Annotated in this window: 16 protein-coding genes and 1 tRNA gene; 7 read left to right on the top strand and 10 right to left on the bottom strand. The window is 23.7% G+C overall.

Translation table 11 applies throughout. The annotated features are described in order from the left end of the window. Window positions 1-487 precede the first annotated feature (487 nt). Window positions 488-1,654: an MFS transporter TsgA gene (gene tsgA / locus GUU85_RS02525; RefSeq protein WP_163119639.1), complete on the top strand. Its 1,167-nt coding sequence runs from the start codon at window positions 488-490 to the stop codon at window positions 1,652-1,654. 87 nt (window positions 1,655-1,741) lie between these two features. Here the strand turns inward: tsgA and trpS are convergent, their stop codons facing one another. The 4 genes from trpS to aroK form a co-directional block, all read right to left on the bottom strand. Next, entirely contained in the window at window positions 1,742-2,770 is a 1,029-nt protein-coding gene (gene trpS / locus GUU85_RS02530; RefSeq protein WP_163119641.1) for a tryptophan--tRNA ligase, read from the bottom strand. Window positions 2,771-2,797: 27 nt separating this feature from the next. Further along, window positions 2,798-3,484, bottom strand: a complete 687-nt coding sequence (gene rpe / locus GUU85_RS02535; protein ID WP_163119643.1) for a ribulose-phosphate 3-epimerase — start codon at window positions 3,482-3,484, stop codon at window positions 2,798-2,800. A gap of 445 nt (window positions 3,485-3,929) precedes the next feature. Continuing rightward, on the bottom strand, window positions 3,930-5,012 hold the full coding sequence (gene aroB / locus GUU85_RS02540) for a 3-dehydroquinate synthase (RefSeq protein ID WP_163119645.1): 1,083 nt from the start codon (window positions 5,010-5,012) through the stop codon (window positions 3,930-3,932). A gap of 42 nt (window positions 5,013-5,054) precedes the next feature. Then, entirely contained in the window at window positions 5,055-5,576 is a 522-nt protein-coding gene (aroK, locus tag GUU85_RS02545) for a shikimate kinase AroK (RefSeq protein WP_163119647.1), read from the bottom strand. A 300-nt stretch (window positions 5,577-5,876) separates the two neighbouring features. On the opposite strand from aroK, the gene GUU85_RS02550 reads away from it, so the two are divergent. After that, window positions 5,877-5,961 (top strand) — tRNA-Ser (locus tag GUU85_RS02550). A gap of 15 nt (window positions 5,962-5,976) precedes the next feature. Here the strand turns inward: GUU85_RS02550 and deoD are convergent. From deoD to GUU85_RS02570, 4 genes are all read right to left on the bottom strand, one after another. Continuing rightward, window positions 5,977-6,684 (bottom strand): purine-nucleoside phosphorylase, encoded by a 708-nt coding sequence (deoD, locus tag GUU85_RS02555; RefSeq protein WP_163119649.1) that lies wholly within the window; start codon window positions 6,682-6,684, stop codon window positions 5,977-5,979. Window positions 6,685-6,728: 44 nt separating this feature from the next. Then, window positions 6,729-7,955 carry a phosphopentomutase gene (locus tag GUU85_RS02560; RefSeq protein ID WP_163119651.1) on the bottom strand — a complete coding sequence of 409 codons (1,227 nt, stop codon included), beginning with the start codon at window positions 7,953-7,955 and terminating at the stop codon, window positions 6,729-6,731. A gap of 59 nt (window positions 7,956-8,014) precedes the next feature. After that, a complete protein-coding gene (locus GUU85_RS02565) occupies window positions 8,015-9,607 on the bottom strand; it encodes a peptide chain release factor 3 (RefSeq protein WP_163119652.1) in 1,593 nt (530 codons plus the stop codon). 249 nt (window positions 9,608-9,856) lie between these two features. Then, window positions 9,857-10,435 carry an NfuA family Fe-S biogenesis protein gene (locus GUU85_RS02570; protein WP_163119653.1) on the bottom strand — a complete coding sequence of 193 codons (579 nt, stop codon included), beginning with the start codon at window positions 10,433-10,435 and terminating at the stop codon, window positions 9,857-9,859. A gap of 113 nt (window positions 10,436-10,548) precedes the next feature. Here GUU85_RS02570 and bioH point away from each other — a divergent pair, with 113 nt between their 5' ends. Then, window positions 10,549-11,319, top strand: a complete 771-nt coding sequence (gene bioH, locus GUU85_RS02575) for a pimeloyl-ACP methyl ester esterase BioH (protein ID WP_163119654.1) — start codon at window positions 10,549-10,551, stop codon at window positions 11,317-11,319. Between the two features lie 68 nt (window positions 11,320-11,387). On the opposite strand, the gene GUU85_RS02580 is transcribed toward bioH, so the two are convergent. Beyond that, window positions 11,388-11,903, bottom strand: a complete 516-nt coding sequence (locus GUU85_RS02580; RefSeq protein ID WP_163119655.1) for a single-stranded DNA-binding protein — start codon at window positions 11,901-11,903, stop codon at window positions 11,388-11,390. Window positions 11,904-12,424: 521 nt separating this feature from the next. Here GUU85_RS02580 and dnaB point away from each other — a divergent pair. The 4 genes from dnaB to hemW all read left to right on the top strand — a co-directional run bounded on the left by dnaB (window position 12,425) and on the right by hemW (window position 16,805). Further along, the gene (dnaB, locus tag GUU85_RS02585; protein ID WP_163119656.1) at window positions 12,425-13,822 is read left to right on the top strand and encodes a replicative DNA helicase; all 1,398 of its coding nucleotides are present in this window, start codon (window positions 12,425-12,427) and stop codon (window positions 13,820-13,822) included. Window positions 13,823-14,061: 239 nt separating this feature from the next. Continuing rightward, window positions 14,062-15,018, top strand: coding sequence for a glutathione synthase (gshB, locus tag GUU85_RS02590; RefSeq protein ID WP_163119658.1), 957 nt, complete (start codon window positions 14,062-14,064; stop codon window positions 15,016-15,018). A 16-nt stretch (window positions 15,019-15,034) separates the two neighbouring features. Continuing rightward, entirely contained in the window at window positions 15,035-15,454 is a 420-nt protein-coding gene (ruvX, locus tag GUU85_RS02595) for a Holliday junction resolvase RuvX (protein ID WP_163119660.1), read from the top strand. A 220-nt stretch (window positions 15,455-15,674) separates the two neighbouring features. After that, window positions 15,675-16,805, top strand: coding sequence for a radical SAM family heme chaperone HemW (hemW, locus tag GUU85_RS02600; protein ID WP_163119668.1), 1,131 nt, complete (start codon window positions 15,675-15,677; stop codon window positions 16,803-16,805). Window positions 16,806-16,811: 6 nt separating this feature from the next. On the opposite strand, the gene trmB is transcribed toward hemW, so the two are convergent. After that, complete coding sequence (gene trmB, locus GUU85_RS02605) at window positions 16,812-17,528, bottom strand: tRNA (guanosine(46)-N7)-methyltransferase TrmB (RefSeq protein WP_163119670.1); 717 nt, start codon at window positions 17,526-17,528, stop codon at window positions 16,812-16,814. Window positions 17,529-17,611: the final 83 nt, after the last annotated feature.

A 17,611-nucleotide genomic window follows, 5' to 3' on the forward strand; every position in this document is an offset into this window, starting at 1 on the left:
TTCTTGTAATTTCAAAAATATTTAAAAATATTTTCATTCTATATAAAAACAAAATATATATCTAAAGTATAATTATAACAAGTAATTATTGTCTTTGTACGAATGATATATTTTATATAAATAATATAAAATAATCTTTAGACAATTTTGTAGATTATAAATTTTAAACTTTTTACTAAAATATATAAAAAATTATATTTATCTGATTATTTTATTGCTAAAAATATAGTATGACTAGTCAAAATTACTAAAAATATCTCTAAAATAATAAAAAAATTTTAAATCAAGATAAAATATACATTATATTTTATTAAAATTAAACTTATTTAATAATATATTAAAAATTTATAAAATATTTATTCAGCTAATCAGAATATAAATCATATATTAATCTAATTATTTCATAATTAATTATGTTGTATATGTTTTTTATAAAAAACGTACTATATTTATAGTATGATTATAGAATTTATAAAAGGTAAAAACAATGAAAGATATGAATCGAATAGGACTAACTTGGATTAGTTTTTTGTCATATGCTTTTACAGGTGCATTAGTTGTAGTCACAGGAATGATTATAGGTAATATTTCTGATTATTTTAATGTGTCTATAGCTGAAATGAGTAATACATTTACTTTTTTAAATGCAGGAATATTAATAGCGATATTTTTAAATTCTTGGCTAATAGAAATTATATCATTAAAAAAACAACTAATTTATGGATTTATACTAACCATTATATCCATCATTAGCATAGCGCTATTTCATAATTTATTATTTTTTTCAATCAATATGTTTATACTTGGATTAGTTAGTGGTATTACAATGTCTATAGGTACATTTATTATTACACATTTATATTTAGATTCTAAAAGAAGTTCAAAATTGTTATTAACTGATTCATTTTTTAGTATGTCTGGAATGATATTTCCAATTATTACAGCCTATCTTTTAGAAAAAAAAATCATTTGGTACTGGACTTATATATTTATAGGAATAATCTATTTTATAATTTTTCTGCTTACTATAAATTTAAACTTTGATAAATTAAAAATGAGCATTAAAAATATTCAACAAAAAAAAGAAAAATGGAATTTAAATATATTATTATTGTCAATATCAGCATTATTATATATTTTAGGACAATTGAGTTTTATCTCATGGGTACCTCAATATTCTACAAATATTATGCATATGGATATTAAAAAAACTGGTTCTTTAGTTAGTAGCTTTTGGATGTCTTATATGATTGGTATGTGGTTTTTTAGTTTTATTATTAAATTTTTTGATTTACATCGCATTTTTATTTTTCTTACTGGAATTTCTACTCTATTAATGTATTTTTTTATTCATAGTGAAAGTTTTATAAAACAACAGTTCATGATTATTAGTTTAGGTTTTTTTTCAAGTGCAATTTATACGATTATTATTACGTTAGCATCATTACAAACAAAGCATCCTTCTCCAAAATTAATAAATATAATTTTATTATTTGGAACGATCGGGACTTTGCTGACATTTATTGTTAGTGGGCCAATAGTAAAATATAAAGGATTATATACTACTTTAATTAATGCCAATATATTATATGGGATCGTTTTTTTTCTATCTGTATTAATTTATCACAACAAAAAATATCAAAACATAAAATAAATGTATTAATAAATTATATATGTTACTGATCTTGCATAAATTATAAATTTAAAAATAAACTAGAAGAAAACTGTTCTGGTTTATTTATTAAATGTATTCAAATGCTATTAAACCTAATTTATCATATATATTTTTTAAAGTTTTTTTAGATTTTAATTGTGCTTTAATTGCTCCATCATAAGCAATTTTTTTTAAATAAGATTCATCACTACGATAATTATAATAAGATTTTTGTAAATTGTTTAAACATTTATATACACAATCTATAACAATTTTTTTAAATTCAGAATACATGACACCTTCTAGCTCTTTTAATAATATCTTAATATCTTTATTAGTAACAGCAGAAAGAATTTCTAATAAATTTGAAATACCTGGTTTTTTATTTATATCATGATATATTTTAGATGGTATTTCTGAATCAGTGACAGCATTTTTTATTTTTAACATAATAGAATACATATCATCTAGTAAATAAATGACATTTTTATGATTTATATCAGATTTAGACATTTTTTTTTCAGGTTCTAATAAAGACATAATTTTAGAACCATATTGAGTAATTAATGATTCAGGAATTGTGAATATATTGCCATATAAATAATTAACACGTCTAGCTATATTTCTTGTTAATTCTATATGTTGTTTTTGATCTTCTCCTACTGGGACGAAATTAGTTTGATATAATAAAATATCTGCTGCCATTAAGATAGGATAATTTAACAAAGCTGCTTTAATTGATTTTACAGAAGTATTATTTGAACATCTTTTTGTTTTAAATTGTGTCATGCGTAATAATTCTGAAAATTCACTAAAACAATTTAAAATCCAATTTAATTGACTATGTTGATATACATGCGATTGAACAAAAATAATACTTTTATTTGGATCTACGCCACAAGCTAAATAAAAAGATAACGTATCTAATATTAATTTATTTAAACTAAATATATTTTTTTTTATATTAGTTAATGCATGTAAATCTGCGACACAATACAAACAATCATAATTATTTTGCATACTAGACCAATGACGCATTGTACCTATATAATTTCCAAGAGTTAAATTTCCAGAAGGTTGAACTGCGCTGAATAAAATAGGTTTAGTTAAAATCATATGATTCCTATATTGTTTTTAAAAGAGTTAATGAACAAATCTTGAATAAGATTGGTTTAATTCTATTCGAATTTTTTTAATAATTAATTCATAATTAGAATATTTAAATAATCCGGAACCAATCACAAAAACATTTGCTCCAGAACATGCTATTTCAGCGATATTTTCTAATTTAATTCCTCCATCTACTTCTAAAAGAATATCTAAAAAATTAGAATCAATAATTTTTTTTACTTCACGTATTTTATTAAAAGTCGATGGTAAAAAAGTTTGATTACTAAATCCTGGATTAACTGACATTAATAAAATTAAATCTAGTTTTTCTAGCACATAATCTAAAACATTAAGCGGAGTGGCTGGATTAAGTGCTAATCCAGCTTTGCATCCATGTTCTTTAATTAAATTTAATGTTCGTTCAACATGTAATGTTGCCTCTGGATGAAAAGTTATAAATGTTGCTCCTGCTTTAGCAAATAAAGGGATTAAATTATCTACTGGCTTAATCATCAAATGTACATCAATAGGAACTGTAATATTATAATTTCGCAATGATTGTAAAATCATAGGACCCATAGTTAAATTAGGTACATAATGATTATCCATAACATCAAAGTGTATTAAATCACTTCCTGCATCTATTACTTTTTTTGTATCTTCTCCTAAACGCGCAAAATCAGCAGATAGAATTGATGGAGCTAAAAAAAACTTTTGCATTTTATTTTCTCATCTATAATATATATTAATCTAAAATTATAGAAATAATATTATTGAAAACATTTGAATATTTAAATGAATAATATTTGAAATATATAAATGATTTTGATGTTTCTTATAAAAAATATTAAATAAAGTATCTAAAAGTATTTTTTATGATTTAAAAATTTTATATATTTTAATACAAATTAAAATGTAATAAAAAATATTTTATTAAAAAATTAATAATACTTTTATTTTCTATATTGTATTAATATAATTAAATATTTAACTACATATTTTATTTATAGAATATACGCAAAATATTTTTAAAAATGTTTAATACTTATATTATATGTAACATTATTTTATGAAAATTATACGTTTTCTATAAATGATAATAAAAAATAAAAGAATAAAAAAGTATATTCTATAACTAAAATTAATATCAATATTATTAAAATAATTACTGAGAACGCTTAATAGCACTCAAAATAATATTTTTATCTATATTACTATAAATTTTTGCTTGTCCAATAGATATTGGTAAAACTAACCTAATTTCTCCTGAAATCACTTTCTTATCTCTCATCATATAAGGTAAATATGATGCTGCTGACATATTTTTCGGGCCTTTAATAGGTAAACCAATTCTTTTTAATAAAATTAATATCCTTTTAAGATCTTGTTTGTCAAGATATCCAAGTAATTCAGAAGTACGTGCCGCCATAATCATCCCTACTGAAACAGCTTCTCCATGAAGCCAATTACCATAACCTGAATGAACTTCTATAGCATGTCCAAATGTATGACCAAGATTTAATAATGCTCGCAAATTTTTTTCGCGTTCATCTAAAGAAATTAAATATGATTTAAGTTCACAACATTTTTTTATACAATAAGATATAGCTTGATCATCTAATGATAGTATTAATTGAATATTTTCTTCTAACCAATAAAAAAATGGTTCATCTAAAATCACCGCATATTTTACAACTTCAGCTATTCCTGATATTAATTCATTATAAGGTAAACTTTTTAAATAATTAACATTAATAATTACAGAAGATGGTTGCCAAAAAGAACCAATCATATTTTTACCTAACAAATGATTTACAGATGTTTTTCCTCCTACTGCAGCATCTACTTGAGATAAAAGTGTAGTAGGAATTTGAATAAATCGTACGCCTCTTTGATAAATAGAAGCTGCAAATCCAGTTATATCTCCTATTACACCGCCTCCTAATGCAATTAATGTAGTATCACGAGAATGTTTTTTTTCTAATAAAGCAGAAAGAATCAATTCCATTTCATTTAATGTTTTATATTGTTCACCATCAGATAAAATAATTTGATCAATTTTAATTCCTGATTTTCTTAAATGAAAAAGAACATGATCTTTAAATAGATTAGCTAATTTTTTATTCGTAACTAACATAGCTTGATTTCCAGGCTTTAAAGGCCAAAAAATATTATCTTTTTCGATAATATTAGAACCTATACTAATAGGATAGCTACGTTTTCCTAGATCAACTTTTAATTGTTCCATAACATTTCAATGCTCCATTCATTTTTCATACTAAAACTGTTATTATATTTCTTTCAATAAACGAATAATATTAAAAGCTACAGATTTAGCAGTTTGCTCATCAGTTTGAATTTTAATATCTGCAATTGATTCATATAAAGGATTTCTTTCATTAGCTAAATTTTCTAATATAACACGATTAGAAGAAGAAACTTGTAATAATGGTCTTGATTTATCACGTTTAGTGCGTACTAATTGTTTTTCAATAGTCGTTTCTAAGTATATTACAATTCCACGTGCTGATAAAATATTGCGATTTTCTTTAAAATTTACTGATCCACCTCCTGTAGCAAGCACAATTCCTTTTTTAGCAGTCAGTTCAGCTATAATTTTTTTTTCTCTTAAGCGAAAACCTTTTTCTCCTTCTACATCAAAAACCCAACTTATATCAGCTCCAGTGCGTTTTTCAATTTCTTGATCAGAATCAAAAAATTCCATATTTAGTTTTTGAGATAATTGACGACCAATAGTACTTTTTCCAGCACCCATAGGTCCAATTAGAAAAATATTTTTTTTGTCTGCCATATTATTTTTAATTACTAAGATAATTCGTGAACAATGCCAGTTTTTAAAATATTTATGCTGGCGAGAAATAAATATATATTATAGTAAAATATAGTAAGAAATAAATTATTTCAATAAAATATATTTTATCAGGATTAGTATAATTTGTTTTAATTTTATTAAAAAACAAATATCTTCATTTAAATACCTAAAACATTTTAAAAAATGTTATCATATTTTTTAAAAATAATTTTTTAATTAATACTTGACTCAGTTTAGATCTTTTGATTATTATTAAATAATAAATAAAAAAATGAAATCGGTGAGGTGTCCGAGAGGCTGAAGGAGCACGTCTGGAAAGCGTGTATATGGAAACGTATCAAGGGTTCGAATCCCTTTCTCACCAAAAACAATAAAATTCTTATAATAAAGTTGATTCTAAAGCTATTTTAATCATATCATGAAAACTAGATTCTCTTGATTCAGATGAAAGAGATTCTTTTTTAATCATATGATCTGATACTGTACATATTGATAACGCTTTCACATGAAATTCAGCAGCTACCGAATATATTCCTGCTGTTTCCATATCTATTCCGATAATGTTATATTTCTTTAAAAGATTAAGCATTCCAATATCTTCATTATAAAAAGAATCAGTAGTAAAAAAATTTCCAATAGAAATTGAAATATTCATTTTTTTTGCAATTTTTGCTGTATTATAAATCATATCAAAATCCGCAATAGCAGCAAAATCATGATTATTAAATTTTATTCTATTAATTTTAGAATCAGTACATGCTCCCATACTAATCACGATGTCACGTAAATTTATATCATCTCGCACGGCCCCACAAGTTCCTATACGAATAATTTTTTTAACATTAAACTCAGTAATCAATTCTCGACTATAGAGAGAAGCAGATGGAATACCTATTCCATGACTCATTATTGATATTTTTTTATTTTTATATAATCCAGTATAAGCTAACATTAAACGTGTATTATTAATTTGAACATATTTATTTAAATATTTTTCAGCAATATATTTTGCACGAACTGGATCTCCTGGCATAAGAACTATATCTGCAAAATCATTTTTTTTACTAGTAATATGAGGTGTAGACACTAATTGATTCCTTTTAAAAAAATAAAAAAGTATTAAATAAATATTTAAATCATACTTTTACCATATGACATATTAGACAATAAAAAATATTTTGCAATAGTTTGACCTATATCCGCAAAAGTTTTACGATGACCTAAAAATTTTTTTTCAAGATTTGGTGAATATATTAATATCGGCACATTTTCACGAGTATGATCAGTTCCATTCCAGGTTGGATCACATCCGTGATCTGCAGTTAAAATTAATATATCGTTTTCTTTTACTAGTTCAATAATTTTAGATAACTTTTTATCAAAAAATTCTAATCCTTTAGCATACCCAATAACGTCACGACGATGCCCCCAATTAGAATCAAAATCTACTAAATTTGTAAAAACTAATGTATTATTTGTGGAGTTTTTTATTTCTTGAATAGTTTGATTACACAATTCATTTAAACCTGTAGATTTAATATTTTTACTAATTCCTACTCCAGAATAAATATCTGATACTTTTCCAATTGCAATTACTTTGCCTTTTTTTTCATTAATAAGTTTTTGCATAACTGTAGTTGAAAAAGGTTTAATTGAAAAATCACGTCTATTACCTGTACGTTGAAAATTTGATTGATTATCTCCAATAAATGGTCTTGCAATAACTCGTGCAATTTTATATTTTTTTTTATCTAAAAAATAACGAATATTTTGACATAATTTATATAAATTAGATAAACCAAAAAAAATTTCATGACATGCGATTTGTAAAACAGAATCTGCAGAAGTATATATAATCGGTTTTTTAGTTCGAATATGCTCTTCTCCTAAATTTTGAATAATCTCAGTGCCTGATGCATGGCAATTACCTAAAATACCTGTTATATTATTTGAATTAACAATGTAATTTAAAATATCTTCAGGAAAACTATTGTTTTTTTTTACAAAATAAAACCAATCCTCTAAAACTGGAACTCCTGCTAGTTCCCAATGTCCTGAAGTAGTATCTTTTCCAGAAGAAATTTCACTAGCAAATCCATAACTGCCAAGGAGATGGACATTATCATTAAATCCTAATAATTTTTGTTTCGATGATGCTCTAGCAGCATGTGTAATACCTAATTTTATTAAATTTGGAATATATAAACCACCTTGTCTTTTAATATCATCTGCTTCTCCTAAAAAACACTTTTCTGCTATATGTCCAAATGTATTTGCTCCAACATCATTAAATTTATAAGCATCAGCACTAGAACCAATTCCCAAAGAATCTAAAACAATTAAAAAAATTCGTTTCATATTAGAATTCCAAGAATGTATTATAAAATATAACTATTGAAAAATTTTTAAAATTATTTCTATTTTCGTACTTTATCGAAAATAATATCATTATGTTGATTCATAACTATATTTAAATTTGCAACGCTAGGAGCTAAATATATTAAATAATTATTCGTATCATAAGCTAAATAAGAATTATATTTTTTTTTAAACTCATTAATACTATAATGATTTTTGCAATTAATCCAACGAGCAAGAACAATATTAACTTTTTTATATATTGCATCTATATTATACTCAACTTTTAAACGTTCAATTACTACATCAAACTGTAATATTCCAATAGCACCTACAATACAATCATTATTTAGAATTGAACGAAATACTTGAATTGTTCCTTCTTCAGATAGTTCTATTAAACCTTTTTTTAATTGTTTTTGTTTCAAAGGATTTATTAAATAAATTTGACGAAATATTTCTGGAGCAAAAATTGGCATATCAATAAATTTAATATCTTCTCCTTCTGTAAATGTATCTCCAATTTTAATAGTTCCATGATTATGCAATCCTATGATATCACCAGGATAAGCTTCTTGAATTGATATTCTTTCTCCAGCTAAAAAAGAAAAAGCATCAGAAATAGTTATATATTTATTGATTCTTATATGTTTTAACTTTATTCCTTTTTTATATTTTCCTGAGACAATTCTCATAAAAGCCATTCTATCTCGATGCTTTAAATCCATATTAGCTTGTATTTTAAATACAAAACCAGTAAATTTTTTTTCTTGAGGATAAATAAAACGTTTATTACTTTTACGGTATATAGGATACGGAGCCCAATTTATTAAAGCATTTAATATATGATCAATACCAAACTCTCCAAGTGCACTACCAAAAAAAATAGGAGTATCTATTGCTTGTAAAAATTTTTTATGATTATACTTAGCATATATGTATATAATTAATTCTAATTCTTTGTATATATGTTTACATATATCTAATCCAAGTGTTTTTTTTAAAACAGGTACATTAGAAAAATCGATAAAATTTTTAAGAAAGTAAGATTTATTTTTTGAAAATTTATTTTTATAAAAATAAATTATTTTTTCATATATATGGTATACCCCTTGAAAATCTTTTCCACAACTAATAGGCCAGGTAATAGGAATACAGTTGATTTTTAATTCATTTTCAATTTCGTCAAGTAATGATATTGGATCACGACTATCACGATCTAATTTATTAATAAAAGTGATGATAGGAGTGTTATTAACACGCGTAACTTCTATAAGTTTTTTAGTTCTTTCTTCTATACCCTTAGCTGCATCAATTACAACTAAACAACAATCTACTGCAGTAAGAATACGATATGTATCTTCTGAAAAATCTTGATGACCTGGAGTATCTAATAGATTGATTAAAATATTTTTATATGTAAATTGCATAACAGAAGTAGTAACAGAAATACCACGTTTTTTTTCAATATTCATCCAATCTGATTTAGCATAATTTTGATTTCCTCTACCTTTAATGACCCCAGAAATATGAATTGCTTTTCCAAGTAATAGCATTTTTTCCGTAATAGTAGTCTTTCCAGCATCAGGGTGAGAAATAATGGCAAAAGTTCTTCTTTTAGTCAATTCATTGGTGTAATTTTTATCCAACATATACATACTCATTTAAAACATTTAATCAAAAATTTATAATAATATTTATAAAATATTACTTATTCATAATAAATATATAAGATTTTTATTAATTTAGTATAATTGCATTATAAAATGATGATATAAAAATTAAGAAAATAAAAATCAATATTTTTAAATACTTTAAAAATATTTATAATAATACTTTAAAGTGCTAGTATTTTATTCAATAACACAATTTTTTTTAAATATAACAATATCCTATATAAATTAATAAAATGAATGCGCTCCTCGTGTATGTTCCGTTTCATCAGATACTTTTTTTATTTCAGGAAACTTAGATAATAATTTTTTTTCTACTATTTCTTTTACAGTTGATCCTATCATTGAACAACCATTACAACCACCACTAAATCTAATTATAGCTGTTCCATATTTATCTAGTTTAATAAAATGAACTTGTCCTCCATGCATTGCTAATTGAGAATTAATTTCTATACTTAAAAATTTTTGTATTTTTTCTGTTAATGAAGATGGTTTTATTTCATAATTAGTTTTTGCATAAGGAGCTTTAAAAGTTAATTGAGAACTAATTTGATCAGTGACTAAATTAATTTCTGAATCTTTCAAATAACTAATTAATTCTTTATTAATATAAACAAAAAATTTATTATATTTTAATTGAATATCTACTTGATCTTCAATTTCATCTTGATGCAAAAATGCGAGGCCACATTCTGCATTGTTTGTTCCTGGGTGTAATATAAAAACTCTTATTTGTGTGCCAATAGGTTCGCGAGATAAAAGAGATAAAAGATATTTTTGTGCATTTTCGGAAATAGTAATCATGAGAATTATTTTAATCAATTTGAAATAAATAATTTTACTAATTTATTAAAATAAACACAAGAAAATTTAAATTTAATATTATATATATCATTTTTACAAGAGTCTTTAAAAAAATGACAAATCTTTATTGGGATACAATAGGAACAGGAAAAATTAATATAGTTTTTTTAAATGGATGGGGGATTAGCTCAAAAATTTGGTTTTTTATTATCAAAAAACTAAAATATGATTTTAAATTTTATTTAATTGATTTACCTGGATCAGGAAAAAATAACACTCTTATGCCAGAAAAAATAGATAAAATTATGAAAATATTATATAAAATAATACCACAAAATGCGATATTGATCGGGTGGTCTATTGGAGGATTAATTGTTAATTATTTTGCATTATGTTACCCTAAACATAGTTTAGCGTTAATTAATGTAGCATCGTCACCTTGTTTCATAGAAAAAAAAAACTGGCCTGGTATAAAAAAAAATGTAATAAATAAATTTTATTTTTATCTAAAAACAAAATACTATAAAACAATAAATAATTTTTTAAATATAGAACAAATTACTTCTAAACAATCTACTGAAGATATTAATATACTCAAAATAATTTTATCCTCTGAACCTCAACCTAATTTAGAATTATTAAATAATAATTTAGAAATGATGTTTTCATTTGATTTACGTGAAGATATCATGTGTTTAAAAATGCCTATATTAAGAATATATGGAGAATTAGATAATTTAATACCTAAAAAAATAGCATATATACTTGATAAAAAATGGCCTAGTACTCATTCAATAATTATAAAAAAATCTGCTCATGCCCCATTTATTACACATAAAAATCAATTTTGTTCTATTTTATTAAATTTTACTAAATCTTTATAAAGAATATAAAAAATAGCCCTAATATTAGGGCTATTTTAAAAAATATTTTTATAATTGAATCAGTATAATTAAAAAGGAATGTCATCATCAAAATCTATTTCTGCAGAATTATGAACAAGATCCGTTGTTGAGTTATGTGAGGTTAAACCTTTTTTAAAATCTACTTGATCTGTTTTTTTTATTTTTTCTTCAGAATGATTATTTTCTTGAGTTGATAAATTTTGTAAATGAATGTTTCGACTACCTAACATTTGCATAGTACCACCAATATTTACAATAACCTCTGTAGTATAACGCTCAATGCCATTTTGATCTTGCCATTTTCTTGTTTGTAAAGCTCCTTCAATGTATATTTGAGAACCTTTTCGAAGATATTCTCCTGCAATTTCCGCTAATTTACCAAATAATACTATTCTATGCCATTCTGTTTTTTCTTTATTTTCTCCTGTATTTTTATCTTTCCAATTTTCTGAAGTCGCTAATGTCATATTAACTACTGCATTACCATTTGGCATATAACGCACTTCAGGATCTTGACCTAAATGCCCAATTAAAATAACTTTATTTACGCCTCGACTAGCCATAATATTAACTCCATTTTCTAAGCATGGTAATAATATATTTATATATTATTTTAAATTATACATGTTAAAAATTTTATTTAATATGATCAAACGTATAAAGATGCTATATTATTTTTTAAACATCTGAACATGTATTAAGTATTTAAGTCTTATGAATGCTAATCATTTATATATTAATAATATTAAAAATTTTATATTATTAAAACAATATTAATATTTTTTATTACAATGATTTTGTTTTATTTTAAGTTAATTTTTATTAAAAAATTTTGAATAAAGCTTAATATTTTAAATACATGACAACTTGATTAAAATTATATAACACAATAATCATGCATGATTTAATAACACAAAATATTTTACTTAATGTATATTAAGTATATTTTTCAGTTATTCATTTTATGTCATAGAAATAAAATATAAAAATACAAAATATTTTGAAAATGACTAAAAGTAGATTAGTCTATAGAACGTGTATTATTGCAATATTACGATATAATTTCATATAGATTCACTAAATAATGGTATATGCAATAAATATGACTAAAAATAAATTATATTTCAATCAAATTAATAAATTTAAAATTCCACCACATTCTTTAGAAGCAGAACAATCAGTATTAGGTGGATTAATGCTAGATAATGAACAATGGGATAGTGTATCAGAACATGTAGTTGCTGATGATTTTTTTAGCAAACCTCATCAATTAATCTTTCAAGAAATGCAAAAACTTCTTGATTCAGGACATCCAATAGATTTAATTACTCTTTCTGAATCTTTAGAGCAAAAAGGAAAATTAGAAAGCGTCGGTAGATTTTCTTATCTAGCAGAATTATCAAAAAATACACCTAGTACAGCTAATATTATTGCATATGCTGATATTGTTCGAGAACGAGCTATAGTAAGAGAAATGATATTAGTAGCTAACAAAATCGCTAATGCTGGATATGATACGCAAGGTAGGAAGAGTGAAGAATTATTAGATTATGCAGAATCTAGTGTTTTCAAAATTGCAGAAAAACGTTTTAAAAAAGACTCAGGACCCAAAAATATTGAACAAATTCTCGATGAAACTATTACTAGTATTGAAAAATTATTTTTATCACCGCATGACGGGGTAACAGGAATTAATACTGGATATCAAGATTTAAATAAAAAAACATCGGGTCTTCAACGTTCTGAATTAATTATTATCGCGGCTAGACCATCTATGGGAAAAACAACATTTGCTATGAATTTATGTGAAAATGCTGCTATGCTATATGATAAACCTGTATTAATATTCAGCTTAGAAATGCCTGGTGAACAAATTATGATGCGAATGCTGGCTTCTTTGTCACGTGTCAATCAAGCAAGAATTAGAACTGGACAATTAAACGATGAAGATTGGGCGCGAATATCTGGAACTATTAATATATTGCTTAAAAAAAAGAATATTTATATCGATGATTCTTCAGCACTAACACCTAGCGAAGTTCGTTCACGAGCTCGTCGTATTTATCGTGAACATAATGGATTAACTTTAATTATGGTTGATTATTTACAGTTAATGAGAGTGCCTTCACTATCTGAAAATCGTACTCTTGAAATTGCAGAAATATCTAGAACTTTAAAAGCATTAGCCAAAGAGTTACAAGTGCCAGTAATAGCATTATCACAACTTAATCGTTCTTTAGAACAAAGATCAGATAAACGACCAGTGAATTCTGATTTACGTGAATCTGGTTCTTTAGAGCAAGATGCAGATTTAATAATGTTTATATATCGTGATGAAATTTACAATGAGAACAGTGATTTTAAGGGAATAGCTGAAATTATAATAGGAAAACAGAGAAATGGTCCTATTGGTACAATTCGTTTAACGTTTAATGGACATTGGTCTAGATTTGATAATTATTCAGGCCCTAAATATGATTAAATATTATATCTATTTTAAATAAATTAATCTTCATTAGTTTATCAATTTAAAAATCAATGATTAAATTACAAAAAATATTTTTTTAATTATTTCAATTTTTTAATTATATATAAAAAATCAATTTTTTATCAAAAATATTTAAAAAATAAAATAATTAAAATAATATATTTTTTATACTAAAAATATGAGTGTTGTCACATCTTAAACATATTTTTTAAAAATTAACTATAAGATAAAATATGACTAAAAAAATAAATATTAAAATTGGAATCGTTATGGATTCTATTAAATCAATTAATCTTCAAAAAGATTCAAGTTTTGCTATCATATTAGAAGCTCAAAAAAGAAATCATATTATACATTATATGGAGCTAAATGATCTTTATTTAATAAAAGATATTCCATATGCGAGGAGCAGAATTATAGTAGTTAAAAAAAATATAGAACAATGGTATCAATTTACTCAAGAACAGCATATTTCTTTAAGTGAATTAGATGTTATTCTAATGAGAAAAGATCCACCATTTAATACTGAATTTATTTATTCAACATACATTTTAGAACGTGCAGAAAAAATGGGTGTATTGGTGATTAATAAACCTCAAAGTTTGCGAGATTGTAATGAAAAAATGTTTATATCATGGTTTCCTGAATTAACTACGAATACTTTAGTTACAAGAAACATTAATCAAATTCGTCAATTCTGGAAAAAAAATCAAGATATTATAATTAAACCACTTGATGGCATGGGTGGTACTAATATTTTTCACATCAAAAAATATGATCCAAACTTCTCAGTTATTGCAGAAATAATGACTCATTATGAAACAAAATATTGTATGATACAAAATTATCTATCAGATATACAATTTGGAGATAAAAGAATTTTAATTATTAATGGCAAAGCTGTACCGTGGTGTTTGGCTAGAATTGCAAAAACTGGAGAAACAAGAGCCAATTTAGCTGCTGGTGGAACAGGAAAAATACAACCTTTAAGTGATACAGACTGGAAAATTGCTAATATTGTATCTCCTGTTTTGAAAAAAAAAGGTTTAATTATTGTTGGTTTAGATGTTATAGGAGACAAATTAATAGAAATTAATGTGACAAGTCCAACTTGTATTTGTGAAATTGAATTAGCAAAAAATATCTCTATTACTAGTATGTTATTAGATTATATTGAACGGCATATATAATATTAAAGATTATAATATGATAATACTTGCATTTGATTTTGGAATTAAAAAAATTGGAGTAGCTGTAGGAGAAAATATTATCAAAAAAGGAAGACCTTTAAAATTTTTACATGCTCACAACGGATATCCTAATTGGTATTCAGTGCAATCTTTAATAAATCTTTGGGAACCGAAATTAATTATTGTAGGTTTACCTTTAAATATAAATGGAACAAAACAAACGATAACTAACAAATCAGAAAAATTTGCTAATTTATTACAATCTAAATTTAATATTACTGTTAAAATGCATGATGAACGATTAACTACTGTAGAAGCTAAATCAATTATGTTTTATAAATATGGTTTTAAATCTCTTAAAAAAATAGATAACATTCATTCTTATGCTGCTGTAATTATACTAGAAAGTTGGTTGAATCGAAATGTTAATAAATAAATATTTTATTAACATTTAATCTTATTAAGATTAATAAAAAATAATATATTTTATAAAATATAAATTTATAATTATATCATTTTATTAATCAAAATATTAATTTAGATTAATATACTAAACGTTATATAAAAACATTTTCATAATAAATATATAAAATAGATTATATTTTTATAGTAGTATTATTAATAAATTTCATTTTTTCAAAAAGATAAATATTTTTATGTTTAACTTACCATATATTAGTTTATATATTCACATTCCTTGGTGTATCAAAAAATGTGGATATTGCGATTTTTATTCATATGTCAGTAAAGAAAAAATTCCTGAAGAAAAATACATTGATCATGTATTAAAAGATTTTGAAATCGATGTATTAAAAGTTAATAATAGAAAAATTAATACAATTTTTATTGGAGGAGGAACTCCTAGTTTATTAAAAATCAGTTCTATTAAAAAATTATTATTAGGTATTAAAAAAAGATTTATCATTACTGATAATGTAGAAATTACTATAGAAGCCAATCCTAAAATACTAGAATATCAAAACTTTATTTATTATAAAAATATTGGTATTAATCGTTTATCGTTAGGGATTCAAACATTTAATTCGTATTTATTAAAAAAAATTGAACGCACTTATAATAAACAAGAAGCAATATCTGCTATTTTGGAAGCAAAAAAAAATTATTCAAATTTTAATTTAGATTTAATGTATGGTTTGCCTGATCAAACATTAGCAGATTCATTATTAGATTTAAATATAGCTATTCAGTATAATCCATCGCATATATCATGGTATCAATTTACAGTAGAACCTAATACTATATTTTATGCAAAAAATATATCCTTACCAAATGAACATTTAATTTTTCAAATGTTTATTGAAGGTGAAAAATTATTAAAAAAATCAGGATATAAAAAATATGAAATATCTTCATATTCAAAAAATCATTATCAATGCAAACATAATTTGAATTATTGGAATTTTGGTGATTATATAGGTATTGGTTGTAGCGCTCATGGGAAAATTACTCAAAAAAATGGAAAAATTATAAGAACTATTAAACATAAAAATGTTAATCATTTTTTAAATGGTCACTATCTTCATTCAATAAATATAGTATCTGAAAAAGAAAAAATTATTGAATATTTTATGAACCTTGCAAGATTATACAAGCCAGTTTTAAAAAAACATTTTAGTAAAATGACTAATATTCATATAAATATGATAGAACAAAATATTCAAATAGCTAAAAAAGAAGGTTTTATAATTGATCATGTAAATTATTGGTATATAACTAAGAAAGGAAAACTGTTTTTAAATATATTACTAGAAATTTTTTTACATTAAATATTATTATATTGTTTGAAACATTAAATCAAAAACGTGATTACCTTTTAAACGAGCTTTATTTTCAAACTTGGTCATGATACGAAACGTAGAACGTACAGTGAAATCATTATTTTTAGATAAGTTACAATATTGATGAATATTTTTAATTTCATTTAATATATCAAAAGCATATGATTCAGAATCAGTCGCAATCTGCAAGATACCATTTATTATTAATTTTGTTGCAACAATTTTTAAAAATTTTTTCTTTAATAATCTTCTTTTATGATGGCGTTTTTTATCCCAAGGATCTGGAAAAAAAATTTGTACAACAGATAAAATATGATTTGGAATCATATATTTTATTACTTCAATCGCATCATAATAAATAATTTTTAAATTTTTAATCTTATAAAGATATGCTAAATTTAAACATGATCCTATTCCAGATTTATATACTTCTATTCCTAAAAAATTTTTTTTAGGATAATTAATCGCATTATGGATTATATTCTCCCCTGAACCAAATCCAATTTCTAAAACTAATGGATCTTGAGAATTAAATATAGATTCTAAATTCAGTAAATTCATTTGAAAATCAATACCAATATGAGTCCAATATTTCTGAATTGCATTAATTTGGGAAATAGTAAGACGATTATTACGAGAAGCAAAACTATGAATTTCACGCATAAAAGTACCGTCTTTTTTATATTTTAGTGTGAAAATATTATTGTTCATAATTTATTTATTCTATGATATAAGTGGAGAAATAATTTTATAGTTTTAATAAAAATATTCGAATATAATTATTTTTAAAATAT

This window comes from Buchnera aphidicola (Uroleucon sonchi) (assembly GCF_011035165.1).
In the GTDB taxonomy this organism is placed as follows: Bacteria; Pseudomonadota; Gammaproteobacteria; order Enterobacterales; family Enterobacteriaceae; genus Buchnera; species Buchnera aphidicola_BE.

Coding starts and splice junctions, on each gene's coding strand:
- aroB (WP_163119645.1), bottom strand. CDS start 5,012: ATGGAACAATTAAAAGTTGATCTAGGAAAACGTAGCTATCCTATTAGT.
- rpe (WP_163119643.1), bottom strand. CDS start 3,484: ATGCAAAAGTTTTTTTTAGCTCCATCAATTCTATCTGCTGATTTTGCG.
- aroK (WP_163119647.1), bottom strand. CDS start 5,576: ATGGCAGACAAAAAAAATATTTTTCTAATTGGACCTATGGGTGCTGGA.
- dnaB (WP_163119656.1), top strand. CDS start 12,425: ATGGTATATGCAATAAATATGACTAAAAATAAATTATATTTCAATCAA.
- bioH (WP_163119654.1), top strand. CDS start 10,549: ATGACAAATCTTTATTGGGATACAATAGGAACAGGAAAAATTAATATA.
- ruvX (WP_163119660.1), top strand. CDS start 15,035: ATGATAATACTTGCATTTGATTTTGGAATTAAAAAAATTGGAGTAGCT.
- gshB (WP_163119658.1), top strand. CDS start 14,062: ATGACTAAAAAAATAAATATTAAAATTGGAATCGTTATGGATTCTATT.
- GUU85_RS02570 (WP_163119653.1), bottom strand. CDS start 10,435: ATGATTACTATTTCCGAAAATGCACAAAAATATCTTTTATCTCTTTTA.
- GUU85_RS02580 (WP_163119655.1), bottom strand. CDS start 11,903: ATGGCTAGTCGAGGCGTAAATAAAGTTATTTTAATTGGGCATTTAGGT.
- GUU85_RS02560 (WP_163119651.1), bottom strand. CDS start 7,955: ATGAAACGAATTTTTTTAATTGTTTTAGATTCTTTGGGAATTGGTTCT.
- GUU85_RS02565 (WP_163119652.1), bottom strand. CDS start 9,607: ATGTTGGATAAAAATTACACCAATGAATTGACTAAAAGAAGAACTTTT.
- trmB (WP_163119670.1), bottom strand. CDS start 17,528: ATGAACAATAATATTTTCACACTAAAATATAAAAAAGACGGTACTTTT.
- trpS (WP_163119641.1), bottom strand. CDS start 2,770: ATGATTTTAACTAAACCTATTTTATTCAGCGCAGTTCAACCTTCTGGA.
- hemW (WP_163119668.1), top strand. CDS start 15,675: ATGTTTAACTTACCATATATTAGTTTATATATTCACATTCCTTGGTGT.
- tsgA (WP_163119639.1), top strand. CDS start 488: ATGAAAGATATGAATCGAATAGGACTAACTTGGATTAGTTTTTTGTCA.